The following is a 21169-nucleotide window of genomic DNA, read 5'->3' as shown; positions in this document are numbered from 1 at the left end:
ATTAGCGCTTTGCCGCCCGCCTGTCCAACAGAAATGGCACTGACGCCCAGGCGGCGAAGGCCTCGGACGCACCACACGATCCCGCAAACAGCAGCACTTTAACCGGGACAACGATCGCCGCCTCAACCCTCCGTTAACCATCCCCATTTACGGTTCGGTAAGTATGGCGCGCATAGCGCCGCGCAAGCAGTGGTGGCGATGTCCGGGGCCCAGCCAGAAAAATCGAGAGGACGACAGGGCAAGGCGGTCTGCGCTCTGCTGCTGGCGACCAGCATGTTTGCCTTGCTGCGCCCGATGCCGCTTCATGCCCAGGAAACGGAGCTGCGCGGCGAGGTTTCCGAATCGGCGATCCTGTCCGACCAGCAGCGCAAGGCAAGGCAGCTCGCCCTTGCCGCCCAGGGCCAGCAGGCGCCGGGTAACGCCACGCAGGATGACACGCCGCCGCGCACCTATTTGCCGGCCAGCGCCGGCGCCGTCCCCGACGACACCGGCACCGATGCCGCCACTGGCAGCGTTTTCGATCCACCGCAGGCGACTGACGACACCTCCACCGACAATCCGACGCCGCCCAAGCCTCGCCGCCGCCCATCGAGCGCCGGGCAGAACGCGACGGATCAGGACAAGGCCAAAGCGGGCACCAAGACGACCGACAAGTCGAAAAAGAAGAAAAAAACGACGGCTGCAACCACCGACACCACCGCTTCAACGACGGCCTCCACGACGGATGCTGCCGGTACGTCCGACACGGATGAGGAGACGGCCAACCGCCGTGCCCTCACCGTCGACAGCGCCGACAGGCAGAAGCTCGACCCCGGCGCCGAGCGCACCGCCGCCATTGAAGGCCAGAACAAGAAAGCCGAAGAGGATCCGTTCGCGCCCACCGGCGTCAAATGGGGCTCCTTCGTCATCCGGCCGTCGATCGAACAAGGCCTGACCGCCACCACGAACGGCGATTCGAGCAGTGCCGGCACCTCGGCGCTGCTGTCGGAGACGGCGTTGCGCTTTACCGCCGTTTCCGACTGGCGCGAAAACGCCGCCACCATCGACGGCTATGGCCTGTTCCGCGAGACCGTGTCGGGCTATCCGGTTCACGATGCGCAAGGCCGCATCGAAGGCCAGCTCAATGTCGACCTCGACAACGAACTGCGCGCCATCGCCAAGCTCGGTTACGAAGCCGTGCCGGAATCGGCATCGTCGCCCGATGCCATTGCCGGCGTCAGCACGCAGCCGCTGCGCCAGACGATCGACGGCAGCCTCGGCGTCGAAAAGGACGTCGGCAAGATGCAGTACACGCTGACTGGCGCGGTCTCGCACGACTTCTATGGCGACGCCGAGCTTTCGGACGGCACGTCACTGTCGCAGAAGGATCAGGACAACACGCTCTACACGGCGACCTTGCGCACCGGTTACGAAATCTCCCCGGCCCTCACCCCGTTCACCGAAATCGAGGTCGGCCGCCGAGCCTATGATCAGCGCATCGACAATGAAGGCTTCGAGCGCTCCTCGACGCGGCTTGGCGCCCGCGCCGGCCTGCAACTCGACATGGGTGAGAAACTGTCGGGCGAGTTCTCGGCCGGCTGGCTGCGGGAAGCGATCGACGACAAGAACCTGGACGAGATTTCGGGTGCGACCGTCAATGCCGACCTCAAATGGTCGCCGGAGCGCGGAACCACGATCGGCCTGACCGGCAAGACCACCGTCGAGACCACGACCACATCAGGGGAAAGCGGCGATATCCTCTACTCCGGCCGCCTGACCGGCGAACGGCAGATCCGCGCCAATCTGACCGCAAATGCGGCGCTCGGCCTCGACTGGCGCCACTATGTCGGCATCGATGGCCATGACCAGATCTTGAGCGCCGAGGCCGGGCTGACCTGGTGGCTGAACCGCTATGCCGGCCTCACCACAAGGGTGAGGACCGAAAAGCTGACCAGCAACCTGCCCGGCCGCGATTACACCGCCAACAGCATCTATCTCGGCCTGAAAGTGCAGCGCTGAGCTGCTTGCGCACGAACGCCAAGGATATGTTGAGATTCAGGTCAGGCCGCGCCGAGAATGGTGGGCTCCGAGAACCGGAGCGGAGCGTACTTAAAGTACGTGAGCACCGGAAGCGCAGGAAGCCGGCATTCGCAGGCCGGCATCACCTGAATATCGGCATATCCTAAAATGCCGCCCCGCGGCGCTCGGACGGCTTCATCTCGTCGAGAAGCGTGCGGATGACGCCAGCCATGTTCTCGTTCATGTCGCTGCGCCACAGCGCGAAGGCGACATTGGCCTCGACAAAGCCTTCCGGCGAGCCGCAATCGAAGGTACGGCCCTGATAGTGGTAGCCGTAGAAAGCCTGCTGCTTCTCCAGCTTCAGCATCGCGTCGGTGAGCTGGATTTCGTTGCCGGCGCCCTTTTCCTGGCCTTCGAGGATCTTGAAGATCTCGGGCTGCAGGATGTAGCGGCCGTTGATGTAGAGGTTGGAGGGTGCCGTACCGGTCTTCGGCTTCTCCACCATCTCGGTGATGCGGAAGCCGTGATGCGTATCCTCGCCGCGGCCGACGATGCCGTATTTGTGGGCCTCTGCCGGGTCGCATTCCTGCACGGCAATGATGTTGTTGCCGGTTTCCTCGTAGAGCTCGACCATCGACTTCATGCAGCTCTTCTCCGACTGCATGATCATGTCGGGCAACAGAAGTGCGAACGGCTCGTCGCCGACCAGTTCGCGCGCACACCAGACGGCATGGCCGAGACCCATCGGCACCTGCTGGCGGGTGAAGCTGGTCTGCCCCGGCGCCGGCTGCAGCCGCTGCAGCCGGGCAAGCTGCTCGTCCTTGCCGCGCTGGGCCAGCGTGTCATAGAGCTCGAACTGGATATCGAAATGATCCTCGATGACCGCCTTGTTGCGGCCGGTCACGAAGATGAAATGCTCGATACCCGCCTCCCGCGCCTCATCGACAACATACTGGATGACCGGCCTGTCGACGACGGTCAGCATCTCCTTGGGAACAGCCTTGGTGGCCGGGAGGAACCGCGTGCCGAGACCGGCGACTGGGAAAACTGCCTTGCGAACTCTCTTCATGCTTTCAATTATCCGTTTGCTGGCCGGCTCCGCAATCCCTGTCTCGCGACATTTTCACGCCGGAATTGAAGATTACTGGAGCGGGTGAGGGAAACTTCCACCGGTTAAAGCATCGAGGGCGTCTTTTCGTTCCAGGCGACACCTATGGTAAACTAATTCCTAACCCGGTTCGGCGATGAATGGTCTTTCCTGAGACAGAGAAGGAGGAAAACATGTCCGTTCGCAATGCCGCAAAACGTTTTACCAGCGTCATGACGGCGGCCAGCCTCTCGCTCGCCCTGCTGATGCCTGCCGGGCCAGCCTTCGCCGACGCCGGTTTCCGGCAATGGGTCGCCGGCTTCCGCGCCACCGCCGTGGCCGGTGGCGTTTCCGGCTCTGTCTACGACGAGGCTTTCCGGGACATCAAGGAGCCCGATCCGGTGGTGCTGGAAAAGGCCCGCACGCAGCCCGAATTCACGGCACCCGCCTGGGACTATTTCGACAACCGCGTCCACGACCAGTCCGTCGCCGTCGGCCAGCAGATGGCCAAGAAATGGAAGCCGTGGCTGGACAGGATCGAAGCGCGGTTCGGCGTCGACCGCTATATCCTGCTCGCCATCTGGTCGATGGAATCGAACTATGGCGAGATTCTCAAACGCGACGACATCATGCGCAATGTTGTGCGCTCACTGGCGACACTCGCCTATGGCGATCCGAAGCGGTCGAAATACGCCCGCACCCAGCTGGTCGCGGCCCTGAAGATCCTGCAGACCGGCGACATCGACGAAAGCCACCTGATGGGCTCCTGGGCCGGCGCCATGGGCCAGACCCAGTTCATCCCTACCAGCTACCAGCATTATGCCGTCGACATGGACGGCAACGGCAAGCGCGACATCTGGAATTCCATCCCCGATGCGCTGGCGACATCAGCCAATCTGTTGAAGAAGAACGGCTGGCAGGCCGGCAAGACCTGGGGCTACGAGGTCACGCTACCGGCCGGAAAACTGCCCGCCGGATCGAAGACGCTGGCGCAATGGCAGGCGCTTGGCGTCGCCAGAGCCAATGGCAAACCGTTCAAGAATCCCACCGACAAGGCAACGCTGAAGGTGCCGGATGGTCGCGGCGGGCCGGCCTTCCTGATGATCAGGAATTTTTCCGTCATCAAGGCCTACAATAATGCCGACAAGTATGCGCTGGCGGTCGGCCTTCTTGCCGACGAGATCGCCGGCTCCAGTGGGCTCGTGCAGGACTGGCAGCGGCCTTTCACCAAGCTCTCCTTCGAGGAGAGGCAAGAATTGCAGAAGCGGCTCTCGCAGCACGGGCTTTATGACGGCAAGTTCGACGGCAAGATCGGTGACGGCACCAAAACAGCCATCATGACCTATCAGGCAAAGGTCGGCTTGACCCAAGACGGTTACCCGAGCATGGAAGTGCTCAAATGGCTCAGACAAAAATAGAGCCGGCCCGGCGCCACGCGCGTTTCTAGCGCACTTAGCGGGCGCCATGGCACTTTGAACTTGCGCCTGGCCGCAAAACCGGCTCCGGTTTGCGGGACCAGGCACAAGGGGATGGAGGAGTGATTGGTTTCGGCCGCGCGTATCGCGATCCTTGTTCGTCGCACGCCGATCCTTTGTCTTGCGATCGTCCTGCTGGCGATCGGCGCCACCGGGGCCTTCCATGCACCGGCCATGGCGCAGGAGCAGCCGCAGCAAAATCGGGGGTGGTCGTTGCGCGACCTTCTCTTCCCGCGGCGCAGCGAGCGGGTTGAGCCACCGCTCGACATCCAGAAGGCAAAGCCGAAGCCACGCAAACCCCGGGTCCCACGTGCACCCGTCGAACCACAAGTGCCGATAGTTGAGAAGGCGCCGGACGCTCGGACGGTCCTGGTGGTCGGCGACTTCATGGCGTCCGGCCTCGCCGAAGGCCTGGACACCGCCTTTGCCGACAATCCGGCCGTCCGGATCATCGTTCGCTCCAATGGTTCATCCGGCTTCGTGCGTGATGATTTCTACAACTGGCCCGAACAGATCAAATCGTTGATCGAGACCGAGAAACCGGCCGCCGTGGTTGTGATGCTGGGGTCCAACGACCGCCAGCAGATGAAGGTGGGGGATGTGCGCGAGCAGCCCCGGTCCGAGAACTGGACCAAGGAATATGAGCGCCGCACCGACGAACTCGGCAAGGTCATCGCCGACGCCAAGGTGCCGTTCCTGTGGGTCGGCATGCCGGCCTTCCGGGTGCCGAAGATGACCTCCGACATGCTGGCCTTCAACGACATCTACCATCAGGCCGCCGAAAACCATGGCGGCGAATTCGTCGATGTCTGGGACGGCTTTGTCGACGAGACCGGCGCTTTCATCACCACCGGCCCCGATATGAACGGCCAGCCGGTGCGGCTGCGCACCGATGACGGCATCAATGTTTCCAAGGCCGGCAAACGCAAGCTTGCCTTCTACACCGAAAAGCCGTTGGCCAAAATCCTCGGCCTGGCCGCACCCGGCAGCGTGGCTCCGGCCACCGCACCTGCGGGGGCCCCCGTCGAGGCACCGGCGCCAGCCGCCGCCCCCATTGTCATCGACCGCACCGCACCCATGCTGCTCAGCGACCCGGCCCTCGACGGCGGCACCGAACTGCTCGGCGCCGCACCGCCGGCAAAGGCCAATCCGGCTCTTCCCGCGGAAAGACTGGTGATCGAGGGCAAGGCGCCGGAGGCGTCACCCGGCCGCGCCGACGATTTCTCCAGGCCGCCGAAGGCCGAACCGCCGGCGACGGCCGCTGCTGCCGACACCACGACGGCGATCACCCCTTAATAGCCAGGAACGCTCCGAGGCCGTACGATCTCAGCGTGGCAGGACGCTCGTCCCCATCAGCGCCTCGTCGATCGCGCGCGCTGCCTGGCGGCCTTCGCGGATCGCCCAGACGACCAGCGACTGACCACGGCGCACGTCGCCTGCCGCGTAGAGCCTATCGACACTGGTCCGGTAGTCGCGGTCATTGGCCTCGACATTCCTGGATCGCCGGCTGTCGGTGGTGATCTTCATCTCGCCCTCCAATTCCTTCGCCACACCGGCCGCGGCCGGTCCGGCAAAGCCGATGGCGATGAAGGCGAGATCGGCGCGGATGACGAATTCGGTGCCGGGGATTGGCTTGCGCTTGTCGTCGACCTCGCAGCATTTGACGCCGGTCAACTGGCCCTCTTCGCCGATGAATTCGAGCGTCGCCACCTGGAATTCGCGCTCGGCGCCCTCGGCCTGCGAGGACGAGGTGCGCATCTTGGTCGCCCAGTAGGGCCAGACCGCGAGCTTGTCTTCCTTCTCCGGCGGCTGCGGGCGAATATCGAGCTGGGTGACGCGCACGGCGCCCTGACGAAAGGCGGTGCCGACGCAGTCGGACGCAGTATCGCCGCCGCCGACGACGACGACATGCTGTCCGCCGGCGATGATCGGATGCGACGGCCACGCCACCGACTGGATCGGCTCGCCGCCGACGCGGCGGTTCTGCTGCACCAGATAGGGCATGGCGTCATGCACGCCGCCGAGATCGTCGCCGGGAATGCCGGCAGCACGCGGCGTTTCCGACCCGCCGCAATAGAGCACGGCATCATGTTCGGCGAGCAGTTCGGCCACCGGCTTGTCGACGCCGACATTGACGGCGCAATGGAAGGTCACGCCCTCGCCCTGCATCTGCTCGATGCGCCGGTCGATATAGTGCTTCTCGATCTTGAAGTCGGGAATGCCGTAACGCATCAGCCCGCCCGGGCGGCTTTCGCGCTCGTAGACATGGACGTCATGGCCGGCGCGGCCGAGCTGCTGGGCGGCGGCCATGCCGGCGGGACCGGAGCCGATGATGGCGACCCGCTTGCCGGTCTTCTTCTCCGGCGGATAGGGCCTGATATGGCCGGTCTCATAGGCCTTGTCGGCGATCGCCTGCTCGACCGTCTTGATGGCGACCGGAATGTCCTCGAGGTTCAGCGTGCAGGCTTCCTCGCAAGGTGCGGGGCAGATACGGCCGGTGAACTCCGGGAAGTTGTTGGTCGAATGCAGGTTGCGGATCGCGTTGTCCCAGTCCCTGTTGTAGACGAGGTCGTTCCAGTCAGGGATCTGGTTGTGGATCGGGCAGCCCGTCGGCCCGTGGCAGAACGGAATGCCGCAATCCATGCAGCGCGCGGCCTGTTTCTCGACCTCCTTGTCCGACATCGGCAGCGTGAACTCGCGGAAATGCCGGATGCGGTCGGAGGCTGGCTGGTACTTGTGCACCTGCCGGTCGATTTCGAGAAAGCCTGTTACCTTGCCCATAGTCCAGTTCCTGCTGTCCAGATGGTGCGGGTTTCGCGCCGCACCCGTTAACCTCTTGAGGCAGCCATGGCAAGCTTGCGCCCGAGGTCAAACTGTCGATGAAGGTGGGCCGGGAAACCTGGGCTCCCCGGCAATTCTCACAAGTCTATTCGGCCGCGACGCCCATGCGCATGCGTTCCATCTCGATCAGCGCGCGGCGGTATTCGACCGGCATGATCTTGCGGAATTTCGGCCGGAAAATCGTCCAGTCGTCGAGGATCTCGCGGCCGCGCACCGAACCCGTGAAATGAACGTGGTTCGAGATCAACTGGTAGAGCCGCTCCTCGTCATGGCTGGTCATGTCGCCCGACACGTCGACGCGGCCCTTGTGGTCGAGGTCGCCGCCATGGTGCATCAGCCTTTCCATAAGGTCGTCTTCTTCCGGCACCGGCTCCAGCTCGACCATCGCCATGTTGCAGCGCTCGGCGAAATCGCCGGCCTCGTCCAGCACATAAGCGACGCCGCCCGACATGCCGGCGGCGAAGTTGCGTCCGGTCTTGCCGATGACGACGACGACACCGCCGGTCATGTATTCGCAGCCATGGTCGCCGACGCCTTCGACGACGGCGGCGACACCTGAATTGCGCACAGCGAAACGCTCGCCGGCAACGCCGGCGAAATAGGCCTCGCCCTCAGTCGCGCCATAGAGCACGGTATTGCCGACGATGATCGAGTCCGCCGCAACGATCTTGGAGTTCTCCGGCGGTCGGATGACGATGCGCCCGCCCGACAAGCCCTTGCCGACATAGTCGTTGCCGGCGCCGACAAGCTCGAACGAGATGCCGCGCGCCAGGAAGGCACCGAAGGACTGGCCGGCCGTGCCGGTCAGCTTCACCGAAATCGTATCCTCGCGCAGGCCCTTGTGCTTGAAACGCTTGGCGACTTCGCCCGACAGCATGGCGCCAGTCGAACGGTCGACATTGCGGATGTCGACCTCGATCTTGACCGGCTGCTTGCTCTCAAGCGCGGGCTTGGCCAGTTCAATCAGCTTGCGGTCGAGCACATCGTCGATCGGATGCTTTTGGCGCTCGGTCCAGTGCACCGCTTCATGCGGCGCATCGGGCTTGTAGAACATCTTCGAGAAATCGAGCCCGCGCGCCTTCCAGTGCACGATCAGGTCGCGCTTTTCCAGAAGGTCGGTATCGCCGATGATCTGGTCGATATGGGTGAAACCCATTTCGGCGAGCAGCGCCCTCACCTCTTCCGCGACGTAGAAGAAGAAGTTGATGACGTGCTCGGGCGTGCCCTTGAAGCGCTTGCGCAGAACCGGGTCCTGGGTGGCGACGCCAACCGGACAGGTGTTCAAGTGGCACTTGCGCATCATGATGCAGCCGGCCGCGATCAAAGGCGCGGTCGAGAAGCCGAACTCGTCGGCGCCGAGCAGCGCGCCGATGATGACGTCGCGGCCGGTACGCAAGCCGCCATCGACCTGCAACGCCACACGCGACCGCAAGCCGTTCAGCACCAGCGTCTGGTGCGTTTCGGCAAGCCCCATTTCCCATGGGCTGCCGGCATGCTTGAGCGAAGTCAGCGGCGAGGCACCGGTGCCGCCATCATAGCCCGAAATGGTGATGTGGTCGGCGCGCGCCTTGGCGACACCGGCAGCAACCGTGCCGACACCGACTTCCGACACCAGCTTGACCGAGACATCGGCTGCCGGATTGACGTTCTTCAGATCGTAGATCAGCTGCGCCAGATCCTCGATCGAATAGATGTCGTGATGCGGCGGCGGCGAGATCAGACCGACGCCGGGCGTCGAATGCCTGACCTTGGCGATAGTCGCGTCGACCTTGTGGCCGGGCAACTGGCCGCCCTCGCCGGGCTTGGCGCCCTGCGCCACCTTGATCTGCATGACATCGGAATTGACGAGGTATTCGGCCGTCACGCCGAAGCGGCCCGAGGCGACCTGCTTGATCGCCGAGCGTTCGGGGTTCTTGCCGCCGCCGGGCAGCGGCAGGTAGCGGTCGGCCTCTTCGCCACCCTCGCCGGTGTTCGACTTGCCGCCAATGGTGTTCATGGCGCGTGCGAGCGTCGTGTGCGCTTCCCTGGAGATGGAACCGAACGACATCGCCCCGGTCGAGAAGCGCTTGACGATGTCGGCTGCCGACATGACGTCGTCGAGCGCGACCTTCTTGCGCCCGCTCTCCTCTGCCAGTCTGATCTTGAACAGGCCGCGGATGGTCTGCGCGCGAGCCGTCTCGCTGTCGATCTGCGCCGAATACTCCTTGAACGTCTCCCACGAGCCCTGGCGCACGGCGTGCTGCAAGGTGGCGACCGCGTCGGGCGACCACATATGCGCCTCGCCGCGCATGCGGAACAGATATTCGCCGCCGACATCCAGGCTGTTGCGCAGCACCGGGTCGCTGCCGAAACCGTCCGTGTGGCGGCTGACGGTTTCGCCTGCGACCTCATCCAGCCCGACGCCTTCGATCAGCGTCGCGGTGCCGGTGAAATATTGCTGCACGAAATCGGTCTTCAGCCCGATGGCGTCGAAAATCTGCGCGCCGCAATAGGACTGGTAGGTCGAGATGCCCATCTTGGACATCACCTTGAGGATGCCCTTGCCGATCGACTTGATGTAGCGCGACACGACCTCGTAGGCGTCGACCTCTTCCGGCAGCTCACCGCGCTTGTGCATGTCGAGCAACGTATCGAAAGCGAGATACGGGTTGATCGCTTCGGCGCCATAGCCGGCAAGGCAGCAGAAGTGGTGCACTTCGCGCGGCTCGCCGGATTCCACGACCAGGCCGACCGAGGTGCGCAGCCCCTTGCGGATCAAATGATGGTGGACTGCTGCTGTTGCGAGCAGTGCCGGGATGGCGATGCGGTCCGGGCCGAGCTGGCGGTCGGACAGGATGATGATGTTGTAGCCGCCGGCGACCGCCGCTTCCGCGCGCTCGCACAAGCGGTCGATGGCGCCCTGCATGCCGGCAGCGCCTTCATTCGAGCCATAGGTGATGTCGATCGTCTTGGTGTCGAAACGGTCCTCGGTGTGGCCGATCGAGCGGATCTTTTCGAGATCGCCATTGGTCAGGATCGGCTGGCGCACTTCGAGCCGCTTGCGGCGCGAATTGCCGACCAGGTCGAAAATGTTTGGCCGCGGCCCGATGAAGGACACCAGGCTCATCACCAGCTCCTCGCGGATCGGGTCGATCGGCGGGTTGGTGACCTGGGCGAAGTTCTGCTTGAAATAGGTATAGAGCAGCTTCGACTTGTCCGACATCGCCGAGATCGGCGTGTCGGTGCCCATCGAGCCCACGGCTTCCTGGCCGGTGGTCGCCATCGGCGACATCAACAGCTTGGTGTCTTCCTGGCTGTAGCCGAACGCCTGCTGGCGATCGAGCAGGCTGACATCCCTGCGCAATTCGCGCGGCTCGACCGGCTTCAGATCCTCAAGGATCAGCTGCGTGTTGGCGAGCCAGGTCTTGTAAGGGTGCTTGGTCGCGATCTCCGACTTGATCTCTTCGTCGGAAACGATGCGGCCCTTGGCAAGGTCGATCAAAAGCATGCGGCCGGGCTGCAGCCGCCACTTCTTGACGATCCTCTCTTCCGGCACCGGCAGCACGCCGGCTTCCGAGGCCATGATGACGCGGTCGTCATCGGTGACGATGTAGCGTGCCGGGCGCAGTCCGTTGCGGTCGAGCGTGGCGCCGATCTGGCGGCCATCGGTGAAGGCGACCGCCGCCGGCCCGTCCCACGGCTCCATCAACGCGGCATGATATTCATAGAACGCCTTGCGATCGGCATCCATGAGCTTGTTGCCTGCCCAAGCTTCCGGGATCAGCATCATCATGGCGTGGCTGAGGCTGTAGCCGCCCTGGAACAGGAATTCGAGCGCATTGTCGAAGCATGCCGTGTCGGACTGGCCGTCATAGGAGATCGGCCACAGCTTCGAGATGTTGTTGCCGAAGAGCTCGGAATCGACCGAGGCCTGGCGCGCCGCCATCCAATTGTTGTTGCCGCGCACGGTGTTGATCTCGCCATTGTGCGCGACCATGCGGTAGGGATGCGCCAGCTTCCACGACGGGAAAGTGTTGGTCGAGAAGCGCTGATGGACAAGGATCAGCGCGGTGTCGAAGCGCGGGTCCTTGAGATCCTTGTAATAGGCACCGACCTGGTAGGCCAGGAACATGCCCTTGTAGACGATGGTGCGCGCCGACAGCGACACGCAATAGGCGCCGATGTCCTTGTTGTCGTTCTCGGCATAGATGCGGCCGGAGATGACCTTGCGCAGCAGATAGAGCCGGGCCTCGTACTCTTCGTCGTCGGTAATGTCCGGTGTGCGGCCGACGAAGATCTGGCGGTGGAACGGCTCGGACGCGACAATGTCGGGCGCCTTCGACAGCGACGAATTGTCGACGGGCACGTCGCGGAATCCGAGCAGCGGCAGCCCTTCGGACTGCGCCGATTCGGCGATGATGTCCTCGATATGGGCGCGCAGCGCGGCGTCCTGTGGCATGAACCAGTGTCCAACGCCGTACTGGCCCGCCGCTGGCAGTTCGATGCCTTGCGCCGCCATCTCCTCGCGGAAGAACTGGTCGGGAAGCTGCACCAGCACGCCGGCGCCATCGCCGACCAGCGGGTCGGCGCCGACGGCGCCGCGATGCGTCAGGTTTTCAAGCACGGCAAGGCCGTCCTTGACGATCTGATGCGACTTCACGCCCTTCATGTTGACGATGAAGCCGACACCGCAGGCATCATGCTCGTTGCGCGGATCGTAGAGGCCCCGAGGGGCAAAACCGGTTTGGCCAATGTCGGTTCGGCCAGCATCGGTTCGCAACATATTTTTGACGGCAGCCGCTTTCGTCTGCGCGGCCTGGCCGTTCGTCGCAGAGAGCGTCATGTCCGTCATTGTCCTGTCCTCCGTTCCAGCCCTTCAGGCGCTGGCCATTCTTAGGTCGCTAATTTGCCTCGGCAAGCGCTTGGCTCACCCTGATCCTTGCGGCACGTCTTGCGAAATCCTTGCCGAACCAAGCGGCTTTCCGCATGGTCCGCATCTGGTATCGTACAGGCCAGCGTCTGGCCGTCCACCTGTCGCTCGCAGCAACAGCCGGAGAGGCCAATATGTTACGCCAATCCAGCCTGTTTTGTGCGACAAAATAAGACAGCACTACTGTCCTAAATTTTTATGGCAGAATTCCCAGACGCACACAAGACCGATTCACAAAAAACTTGAGCCCTCCGCGACATAAAATTACGTGAAGTGGAGGGAAAACGTAAGCTTCAGTCGTCGATCCCGGCGCTGTCGGCTTGGCTGGCTTTAACGGTTTTCCGGCGACTGGCCCTTGCGGTTGGCCTCTGAAACCAGTCAACTCCGCACCGATTTCCCCCAAACACAGGCAGATGCATGTTCTTCGCTTCCGACAATTGGGCAGGCGCCCATCCCAATATCGTTGCCGGCCTGTCGGCCGCGGCCGGCGGCTTTGCCACCGCCTATGGCGACAGCGCACTCGACCAGGCGGTCTACCAGCGTTTCAGCGAGATTTTCGAGCGCGAGGTCGCGGTGTTCTTCGTCGCGACCGGCACCGCCGCCAACTCGCTGTCGTTGACCACCTTCAACAAGCCCGGCGGCATTTCCTTCTGTCATCGTGAATCGCACATCGTCGAGGACGAATGCGGTGCGCCGGAATATTTCTCCGGCGGCTCGCGCTTGCATGCCATCGACGGCGCACTGGGCAAGATCGACCCGCACAATCTGGAGCGGACCATCGGCCGCTTCGCGCCCGAAATCGTCCACTGGGGACGGCCAATGGCGGTTTCGATCACCCAGTCGACCGAGGTTGGCACCATCTACGGTCTGAACGAGATCGAGACGATTTCGGCCATCGCCAAAGAACATTCCGTGCCGTTGCACATGGATGGCGCCCGCTTTGCCAATGCGCTGGTCGCGCTCGACACGACGCCGGCCGAAATGACCTGGAAACGCGGTGTCGACATCCTGTCCTTCGGCGGCACCAAGAATGGCTGCTGGTGCGCCGAGGCGATCGTGCTGTTCGACCTCGACCGCGCCAAGGAATTGTCCTTCCTGCGCAAGCGCGCCGCTCAGCTGTTTTCGAAGTCGCGCTTCGTCGCGGCGCAATTCGAAGCCTATTTCAAGGACGGCCAGTGGCTCGACACCGCGCGCCACGCCAACGCCATGGCCGCCCGCCTCGCCGCGGCAATCGAGGATTCGGCCCACGCCAAGCTGGCGTGGCTGCCGCAAGCCAACGAGGTGTTCGCGGTGATCAAGAAGACCGAGGCCGACAGGCTACAGGCAGCGGGCGCGGCCTTTTACGACTGGCACAAGCCGCACGGCTTCGACGGCCATATCGGCGAGGACGAACTGCTCTACCGCTTCGTCACCAGCTTTGCCACGACGTCAGAGGAAGTCGACCGCTTTGGCCAGCTGATCGCCTGATGCATGTCGCCCAAATGCACGGCCGTTTCATGCCGAGCGGCCATGTCCAAAGCTTGTGGCGCAACTGAAAAACGCGCACGACAAGCCCGGTTTTGAATTGGTCTCGGCCCGTGATAGGCAGAGACAATGGCAGGCAGCGGATCAGGCTTCAGGAAACATCGACGATTATGCCGTTCGCATCAGTGGACGGCTCGGCTGCGGGCAGTGCTGGTCACAATCTTCGTCGTTTGCAGTCTGCAAGAGGCTTGGTCCCAGAGCTGCTCCGTAACGGCGGCCAACGGATCGTACGGCGTGGTGGACATTCTGAGCGGAGCCGCTGACGACACGACGGCGACTTTCTCGATCAACTGCACCGGGACAGCCAACCAGACCGTGCGCCTTTGCGTCGAACTTTCACCCGGCCAGACCAACGCGGCCGGCAACCGCCGGCTGGCGTCCGGCTCCGAGCGACTAGTCCACGAACTCTACAGCGACCCGTCGCGAACGACGATCTGGGGGTCCTGGGGTCTGGCCACGACCAGTTACGGGCTCTATCCCATCGGGACGACCTACGATCTCGCTTTGGGCTCCTCGGGCAGCGCCGGTACGTCGCTGACCGTCTACGGCAGGGTGTTCGCCAATCAGACCACTTCGGGCCCCGGATCGTATGTCTGGACCATGACCACGGCGCCGGCCGCCGCCTATGACTACAAGACAGCTGCAGCATGCCCGACCGGCAGCCGGCAAGCCACGTCGAGCGGCTCCACCTGGACCGCGACAATCAACGCGAACTGCAACGTCTCGGCCACCAACGTGAACTTTGGCTCCGTCGGGGTGCTGGCGTCCGATGTCGATTCGACGGGTTCGGTTACGGTTCGCTGCACCGACTCGACGCCCTACAATATCGGGCTGAGCGCGGGCAGCGGTTCCGGCGCCACGGTTGCCAACAGGAAGATGACAAGCGGCGCCAAGACCGTAACCTATTCGCTTTACCGCGACAGCGGCAGGACCACCGTCTGGGGAAATACGATCGGCACCGACACCTCCAGCGGCACCGGAACCGGACTGGACCAGGCATACACCGTATACGCCCGCGCCCCCGCTCAGACCACGCCCGCGCCTGGAGCGTACACCGACACGATCGTCGTGACAGTTACCTACTGATGGCCCCCAGCGGCCGGTCGGGTGTCAGCGGCAAACGATCGGGATGAGCACTTGCTGGTTTGCTTTCGGTGTGTAGCCGAACGATGCCTGGCACGCGCCCTTGGCGGTCTCGGCAACGACCGTGTTCTTTTGCGCCAGCCCCTTTACATAGGCACGCCCGTCATAGCCGATGACGAAGTCCTGCTTGCCGTTGATCGTGCCGTGCGACCCGACCTCGAGCGGCTGTCCGTCTGGACCTGACAGGACGAGGACCGCGGCGCCGACATTGGTACGAACCCGAAAATCGACCCGCACGCCGGCTCGATCGGCTGGCGCGATGACGTCCTGGGTGGTCGAGACGTCGGCATCGACGGGCAGATTGGTCGTTTCGATGGCAATCTTGTTCCGCTGATAGGCGCGCAGGCCCGGCACCAGCAGCCGGCCCTTTGCATCGGTGACGCCTATGGGTCGGTTTTCATAGAGCACGCCGACACCGGGCAAGCCTGTTTCGACAATGGCGAAACTGTCGTCGATCCGATCCGTCAGGAAGATGCCGGATCCCATCGTTGCGATTGCCCCGTCGAACTGGGCCGTCGCGGTGGTGCCCGAGCTTGAACGCCCGACGGCGGCATCGGCACGTCCATGGGAGGAGCGATAGGAGACCGCCGCGGAGCCCTCCGAGGATCCGCCCTGGATGAAGCTGGTCCGCCAGCCGACGCTGCCTGGTTCCTCGCCGAGCGGCTTGTTCACTTCGGCGATCACGTCGACCCCGTGCTTGGCGGCCGAAACTGCCGTCGATGCCATCGCATCGCCCCCGATGGGGATGGACAGCCCACCGAAGAAGCCGGCGTTCCGTCGCCCGCCAAGTTCGGCGAAGGCGGTGGCGTTGAGATAGCCGAAAGGCAGCGTTCGCGAATAGGACGCGGTGAGTATCCTGGAACTCTGGCCTCCGGCCGACACCAGATCGATGTAGCTCGCGCTGATGCTGCCGCTGTCGAACGACAACGGCGTTCCAACGGAAATGCTGTTGACCATCTTCGGGGGCCTCGCTCGCGTCGATGCATCCATGCCTGCTGGTTCGAATGACAGGAGGTCGAAGAAGGCGTGGCCGGGGGTTCCGCTGTCCTGAAGCCTGTCGGTCACCGAGGCGAGATCATCATAGGAACCGAAGGTCATTTGCGAACTGGCATTTACGCTGAGGGTCCCGATCCTGATCTCGTAGGAGGCATAGGACTGCAGCCCGCTGCCGCCTCCGCTATGGCTGCCGGCCAATGCGAATGAGGCAACGCCAAGCGAGCCGGTGCGCATCACCATGCCCAGACCGCCATTGACCAGATCCTTGCTGGCCTCGGCGTGGCCTTCCAGCGTCAGCCAGTCGTAGATGCCTTTGCGCAGGCTTGCCGATGCAACTGGCTGGTTGACGGCATAGGCATCGGACGAGGTCGCGTACCCAAGCCTCGGCAGGCCGGCCTCCAGGGAGAAGTCGAACAGCCCTGGCCTCAGCAGGCTGGGTGAGTTGTAGAACGGCACGCTGGTGCGCGTTTCGCGGCCAGCCGCATCCCGCAGCACGACGATTGCCTGCCCGCCGCCGGTGGTGACGGGAATGTCGGTGATCTGGAACGGGCCGCTGTCGACGGTGTGCGAATAGGTCTTGAGGTCATTGACGTAGACGTCGACCGTCGACGGCACTGCCGCGCTGCCGCTCACCGATGCCAGCGGCTGGGTGATCAGGTCGGTGCGAAGACCGAAATTGCGGCGCGCCTGAAGCCCACCGATGCGGATCGGCCTTGTCCAGGCGAAACCGCCGGAAATCGCATCACCAGCCTGATATGTCATCAGCGTCGCCGGATCGGAATAGGTATAGGCGGTGTCGAGCCTCAAGCCATCGGCGCGGCCGGCGTCCGCCAGCCGCAGGATCGCCGACTGGCTGAACGTGCCCACCGGCGAGAAGACGCGCGCGTCGAGGGTGGAGGAAACGCCACTGAAGGTAAAGCCGCCGGCGTCGGGCTCCTGCCGTGACGCCGCGAACACATTGTAGTTGAGGACACCGCCGAACCCCGCCCGAACGTCAGGCGCGGCCTCATGGCCTGGTGTCGCGTCGTAGGACATCGTTCCACGCAGGCCATCATTGATCGTCAGGAAAACGCGCTGCTCCCGCACCTCGTAGCGATAGGCCAGCCCCCGCACCGTGTCGAGCATGACTGGGACTGCCGCTGACCGGACCTGCTTGCCAACGTCCAGCCCCAATGCCTGCAACTCGTCGGGCGTTGCGCCAAGGTGCTGGCCGTCGGGAGACACGAAAGCCGCGATCTGGTTGGTGGCGGCGCCATTGATGAAGACTTCGAGCTGAAGCTGTTGGACCGCCCCGGCTGCTTGGTTGGACTGTATCAGCGTGGCAAAAAGTATCGACAATGTCAGGAAACAAGCCGCATTCACGGCGCGGCGACGACCGGCGCCACGGCATTGATCGTGCCATCGTTGCCCTGAGCCGAGATGGCGACCGATCCCTTGGCGGCGAATTTGCGCCCACCGGTCGGTGCCGCCCATCGCATGGTCGACTGGCCGAGCGCGTATCCGACAAGCCCCCCGCCGAATGAAATCTTGTGCCCACCGGCATCGCGCAGCGACAGCGCGGAGATACGCAGGCGCGTGCCGCCCTTGTTGCGGGCCGAAACGATCAGCCGGCCGTCCTGCTTTGATATCGTCCAGTCAACGGCCGGCGGCGTTCTTTCCGGCGAACCGAAGAAGACTGGAATCGAGTGACGAACCAGGAGCTTCACCGTACCGGTCTTGACCCTGCTGGCGTCCGGAAGCTCATCGACGAGCAGGCGATAGGCCTCCTCGGCCACGACCGGCCGCTTGGCCACGCGCACGATCCGGGCGACATAGTCGGCGCCTGGCAGCAGCGTGACGGCCGGAGGAGAGGCAACCACATCTTCCGTGGGCTGCAGCGATTCCTGGCCATCGGCCTGTGACCAGCGAAAGACCCGAATTTGCACGTTGGTCGGCGTCCGCCCTTCATTGCGAAGCGTGATGGTCGACGCCGCGCCGGGCGTGACGACATCGACGAGAGCAGGTTGTACCTGAAGCGAATCTGCGCGGACCTGCACCCCGCCGAACAGCAATGCTCCCACCAAAGCTGGAGCCAGCCTTGCCCAATTCATTTGCCACCCCCTGGCATCGACCGTCGATGCGGCCGACCTTAATAAGTTACCGTGACCGTCACCGTATCCGTATAGACGGCTGGCGCGGGCGTTGATTGCGCCGGCACGCGTCCATATACGGTAAAGCTCTGGGCAGCGCCGCTACCGGTCGCCGAAACCGTGTTGGTTCCGATAGTGCTGCCCCAGACGGTCGTTCTGCCGCTGTCGCTGTAAAGAGAATAGGTGATCGTGGCGGCTCCGTTCGTCATCTTGCGGGCAGCCACGGTCGCGCCCGACCCCGTGCCAGCGTCCAGGCCAATGTTATAGGGGGTCGTGTTCGTGCATTGAACCTGGACCGTGGATGTCTGGTCGACGTTGGCCGCAATCACGCCCGAGGAGCCGAAGTTCAAGGTCGAAGCGCTGCTGATGGTACAGGACGCGGTGATCGTCATCTGCACGACCATGGGAGTGGTTGTTGTCGTAGCGTGTGCCTCGCCGCCGAAAAGTGCCAGGATCGGCAGGCACACTGTAGGTTTCCGCCACATTCGACGAGGGTCCTTTCGATGGTTCCAGAGAGAAGGCGAAGGCGGGATTGCAGGCTGTGAGTCCGTGGATTGAGCCGAACCGAAATATGTTCGATCTTGGTTAATAAGGTATTTATTATTTAGAAATATCTAAAGTTACGTTGCCAGTCCGGCTTCCCGCATCGGCAAGCGGCCCCGTATCCGGCGTGTCGCCCGATAGATTTGCGAAAGGGCAAGGCGAGATTAACGCTTCAACGGCGTGTGCAGCCACTCGTTTTGAAGCGCCCTTGCGGAAGCGACGGGTCAGCGAATTCGCTCATCCGATGGTGCTGCATGCCGTTGAAAGCTACGTCGATCGGGTTTCAGGGCAATGACCGCGCAATATCCGGTTTCGTTGATCGGACTGGTACAAAAAAAGCGGCGCCTTTCGGCGCCGCTTTCGTCTCGGGAGGAGACGCTTCTATCCCTGGGCTACGTTACGCGGCCGTCTTGGCCTCGATCTGCTTGGCCTTGGCTGGGGCCGAGGTGATCGCGATCTTGCGCGGCTTCAGCTCCTCGGGAATGTTGCGCTTGAGGTCGACGAAGAGCAGGCCGTTCTTCAACGCGGCGCCGACGACTTCAACGTGATCGGCAAGCTGGAAGCGGCGCTCGAACGCCCTCGAGGCGATCCCGCGATAAAGCAGCTCGGAGCCTTCGCCGGTGCCCTCGTCCTTGCGCTCACCCTTCACGGTCAGCACGTTGCGGTGGGCTTCGATCGAGATTTCCTCGTCCGAGAAGCCGGCGACCGCCATCGAAATCCGGTAGGAATCCTCACCGGTGCGCTCGATGTTGTATGGCGGATAGGTCTGCGCGCCATCGGGCTGCGCAAGCGAATCCAGCATGGTGAAGAGACGGTCGAAGCCGACGGTCGAGCGATAGAGCGGTGAAAAATCAACGTGACGCATGAGGTGTTCTCCTGTTGAGCAACATGGTTTGCGTATGGCCTGTGCGAAACCCGTGAGCGGCGTTTCGGGAGGACCAGCGGCCCCGACATTGGCGACCGCATTCCACATTTGGGGAGCGCCGGAATGCATTTCAAGATTTCGCCCGGCGGCAAAAAACGGAATGGCTTGCCCCTCGATGAACGGCAGATGAACCGGCGCTTCGGCGCGCGTTCAGACAGCCAGCACTAGAGTGTCCTCAAGATCAAGGACAGGCGGCACAAGAGTTACAGAGGTGCCGCGACGAGGCCGAACCGGGTGTTAACGTCCCTTCCTCCCGGATCGACAGGGGCCGGAAGCACGCCTTCGAGCGGCTTCCGGCCTTCCCCGTGCAGTCCCGGCATAGGCCGGATTTGCTTTGCTTTTGATGGATTGGCGTCTATCACCTTGGGCGGGGCCAGCCGCGACAGGCTGGTACGTGAAGACGCCGAGCACAAAGCGCCGAATGACGGACCTTTTCCAAGAGACTCCGCTTTTCCACGAAACCGAGGGCAATCCGCGACCGGAAAACGCCACCGGCGGCTTCTTCGCCACGCGCGACCGCAAGAAGATCCGTTATGGCCTGTTCGGGGCGGTGACACGTCCGAAGCGGGGCACAGTGGTGCTGCTGTCCGGCCGCAATGAGTGCATCGAGAAATATTTCGAAACCATCCGCGACCTTGCCGCCCGGGGTTTTGGCGTCGCCACGCTCGACTGGCGCGGCCAGGGCGATTCCGACCGGCTGATCCGCGATCGCCAGCGTGGCTATGTCCGCTCCTTCCGCGATTACACGGCCGATCTGGAGCAGTTCTTCGAGGAGATCGTGCTGCCGGATTGCCGCGGGCCATACTACATCCTCGCCCATTCCGCCGGAGCGGTGATTACGCTGCTTGCCGCGCCGTCCATGGTCAACCGCGTGCGGCGCATGGTGCTGATCGCGCCGTTCCTGACGTTGCCCGACCTGCCGGTCTCGATCAGCACCGTCCGCCGCGTCTGTTCGTTCTTCTGCGCTTTGGGTCTTGGCCGGCTCTATGCCGCCTGGGGTCCACGGCCGAGAGACACGCTGCCTTTCCTGGCCAACAAGGTAACGTCGGATCCGCAGCGCTACCGCCGCAACACCCGCATCTATGAAGAGTATCCGCAACTGGCGCTTGGCGGGCCGACGATCCGCTGGCTGCAGGCAGCGGCAAAGGCGTCGGAGGCCGTCAGCGACCCCGATTTCATGGCCCGGATTCAGGTGCCTCTGCTGATCATCGCCGCAGGCGCCGACCAGGTCGTCTCGACCAGGGCGGTAGAGGCCTATGCCAGAAGTCTGAGGCTCGGTTCACTGCTGATGATCGACGGCTCCAAGCACGAAATCCTGCAGGAAGTCGACCTCTACCGCGAACAATTCCTGGCCGCCTTCGACGCCTTCATTCCCGGCTCCGACGACCCGACGGCCTGACCGGTAGCGCAGGCCGGCATAGCTGACACACCGTTGTCAGGATGATCGGCCGGCAGCGCCCCTTGGGACGCAAACTGCTAAAGATTCTGACAGCCCGCGGCCGCCCCGGAATGCTCATCTGCATGCGTCGAATTGAACGCCATGGAGATGAGATCATGACCGAGAAACCTGCGCCGCCTGCGATTGCCAGCTCGATGCCA

At 63.3% G+C, this 21169-nt stretch carries 13 protein-coding genes; 6 read left to right on the top strand and 7 right to left on the bottom strand.

All coding sequences use genetic code 11. From position 1 onward, the window contains the following. The first annotated feature begins 198 nt into the window (after window positions 1-198). Window positions 199-1998, top strand: coding sequence for an outer membrane beta-barrel protein (locus AC56QX_RS11835; protein ID WP_497116075.1), 1800 nt, complete (start codon window positions 199-201; stop codon window positions 1996-1998). 163 nt (window positions 1999-2161) lie between these two features. Here AC56QX_RS11835 and galU read toward each other — a convergent pair whose 3' ends face one another. Then, entirely contained in the window at window positions 2162-3067 is a 906-nt protein-coding gene (gene galU, locus AC56QX_RS11830) for a UTP--glucose-1-phosphate uridylyltransferase GalU (protein WP_027030893.1), read from the bottom strand. 212 nt (window positions 3068-3279) lie between these two features. Here galU and AC56QX_RS11825 point away from each other — a divergent pair, with 212 nt between their 5' ends. Both AC56QX_RS11825 and AC56QX_RS11820 read left to right on the top strand, forming a co-directional pair. Beyond that, on the top strand, window positions 3280-4503 hold the full coding sequence (locus AC56QX_RS11825) for a lytic murein transglycosylase (protein WP_497116074.1): 1224 nt from the start codon (window positions 3280-3282) through the stop codon (window positions 4501-4503). Window positions 4504-4626: 123 nt separating this feature from the next. Continuing rightward, window positions 4627-5856, top strand: coding sequence for an SGNH/GDSL hydrolase family protein (locus AC56QX_RS11820; RefSeq protein WP_497116073.1), 1230 nt, complete (start codon window positions 4627-4629; stop codon window positions 5854-5856). A 30-nt stretch (window positions 5857-5886) separates the two neighbouring features. Here the strand turns inward: AC56QX_RS11820 and AC56QX_RS11815 are convergent, their stop codons facing one another. Continuing rightward, entirely contained in the window at window positions 5887-7341 is a 1455-nt protein-coding gene (locus AC56QX_RS11815) for a glutamate synthase subunit beta (protein ID WP_497116071.1), read from the bottom strand. A gap of 145 nt (window positions 7342-7486) precedes the next feature. Next, window positions 7487-12232 (bottom strand): glutamate synthase large subunit, encoded by a 4746-nt coding sequence (gene gltB / locus AC56QX_RS11810; protein ID WP_497116069.1) that lies wholly within the window; start codon window positions 12230-12232, stop codon window positions 7487-7489. Between the two features lie 495 nt (window positions 12233-12727). On the opposite strand from gltB, the gene AC56QX_RS11805 reads away from it, so the two are divergent. Beyond that, entirely contained in the window at window positions 12728-13777 is a 1050-nt protein-coding gene (locus AC56QX_RS11805; protein ID WP_497116068.1) for a threonine aldolase family protein, read from the top strand. 291 nt (window positions 13778-14068) lie between these two features. Further along, entirely contained in the window at window positions 14069-14920 is an 852-nt protein-coding gene (locus AC56QX_RS11800; protein WP_497116067.1) for a Csu type fimbrial protein, read from the top strand. A gap of 24 nt (window positions 14921-14944) precedes the next feature. Here the strand turns inward: AC56QX_RS11800 and AC56QX_RS11795 are convergent, their stop codons facing one another. From AC56QX_RS11795 to AC56QX_RS11780, 4 genes are all read right to left on the bottom strand, one after another. Next, the gene (locus AC56QX_RS11795) at window positions 14945-17311 is read right to left on the bottom strand and encodes a fimbria/pilus outer membrane usher protein (RefSeq protein WP_497116065.1); all 2367 of its coding nucleotides are present in this window, start codon (window positions 17309-17311) and stop codon (window positions 14945-14947) included. A gap of 20 nt (window positions 17312-17331) precedes the next feature. Beyond that, entirely contained in the window at window positions 17332-18063 is a 732-nt protein-coding gene (locus tag AC56QX_RS11790; protein ID WP_497116063.1) for a fimbrial biogenesis chaperone, read from the bottom strand. A gap of 38 nt (window positions 18064-18101) precedes the next feature. Further along, window positions 18102-18587, bottom strand: a complete 486-nt coding sequence (locus AC56QX_RS11785) for a Csu type fimbrial protein (protein WP_497116062.1) — start codon at window positions 18585-18587, stop codon at window positions 18102-18104. A gap of 455 nt (window positions 18588-19042) precedes the next feature. After that, on the bottom strand, window positions 19043-19510 hold the full coding sequence (locus tag AC56QX_RS11780; RefSeq protein ID WP_013893124.1) for an Hsp20 family protein: 468 nt from the start codon (window positions 19508-19510) through the stop codon (window positions 19043-19045). Between the two features lie 481 nt (window positions 19511-19991). On the opposite strand from AC56QX_RS11780, the gene AC56QX_RS11775 reads away from it, so the two are divergent. Continuing rightward, window positions 19992-20969 (top strand): alpha/beta fold hydrolase, encoded by a 978-nt coding sequence (locus tag AC56QX_RS11775; RefSeq protein ID WP_497116060.1) that lies wholly within the window; start codon window positions 19992-19994, stop codon window positions 20967-20969. Window positions 20970-21169: the final 200 nt, after the last annotated feature.

It is taken from the genome of Mesorhizobium sp. RCAM 06353 (assembly GCF_059683585.1).
The sequence above is the reverse complement of the archived record's forward strand: the minus strand, read 5'-3'. Positions and strand labels throughout refer to the sequence as shown.

What these genes read in the sequence shown, in the direction of transcription:
- AC56QX_RS11835 (WP_497116075.1), top strand. Translation starts at nt 199, where the DNA reads ATGTCCGGGGCCCAGCCAGAAAAATCGAGAGGACGACAGGGCAAGGCG.
- galU (WP_027030893.1), bottom strand. Translation starts at nt 3,067, where the DNA reads ATGAAGAGAGTTCGCAAGGCAGTTTTCCCAGTCGCCGGTCTCGGCACG.
- AC56QX_RS11825 (WP_497116074.1), top strand. Translation starts at nt 3,280, where the DNA reads ATGTCCGTTCGCAATGCCGCAAAACGTTTTACCAGCGTCATGACGGCG.
- AC56QX_RS11815 (WP_497116071.1), bottom strand. Translation starts at nt 7,341, where the DNA reads ATGGGCAAGGTAACAGGCTTTCTCGAAATCGACCGGCAGGTGCACAAG.
- gltB (WP_497116069.1), bottom strand. Translation starts at nt 12,232, where the DNA reads ATGACGGACATGACGCTCTCTGCGACGAACGGCCAGGCCGCGCAGACG.
- AC56QX_RS11805 (WP_497116068.1), top strand. Translation starts at nt 12,728, where the DNA reads ATGTTCTTCGCTTCCGACAATTGGGCAGGCGCCCATCCCAATATCGTT.
- AC56QX_RS11790 (WP_497116063.1), bottom strand. Translation starts at nt 18,063, where the DNA reads ATGAATTGGGCAAGGCTGGCTCCAGCTTTGGTGGGAGCATTGCTGTTC.
- AC56QX_RS11785 (WP_497116062.1), bottom strand. Translation starts at nt 18,587, where the DNA reads ATGTGGCGGAAACCTACAGTGTGCCTGCCGATCCTGGCACTTTTCGGC.
- AC56QX_RS11780 (WP_013893124.1), bottom strand. Translation starts at nt 19,510, where the DNA reads ATGCGTCACGTTGATTTTTCACCGCTCTATCGCTCGACCGTCGGCTTC.
- AC56QX_RS11775 (WP_497116060.1), top strand. Translation starts at nt 19,992, where the DNA reads ATGACGGACCTTTTCCAAGAGACTCCGCTTTTCCACGAAACCGAGGGC.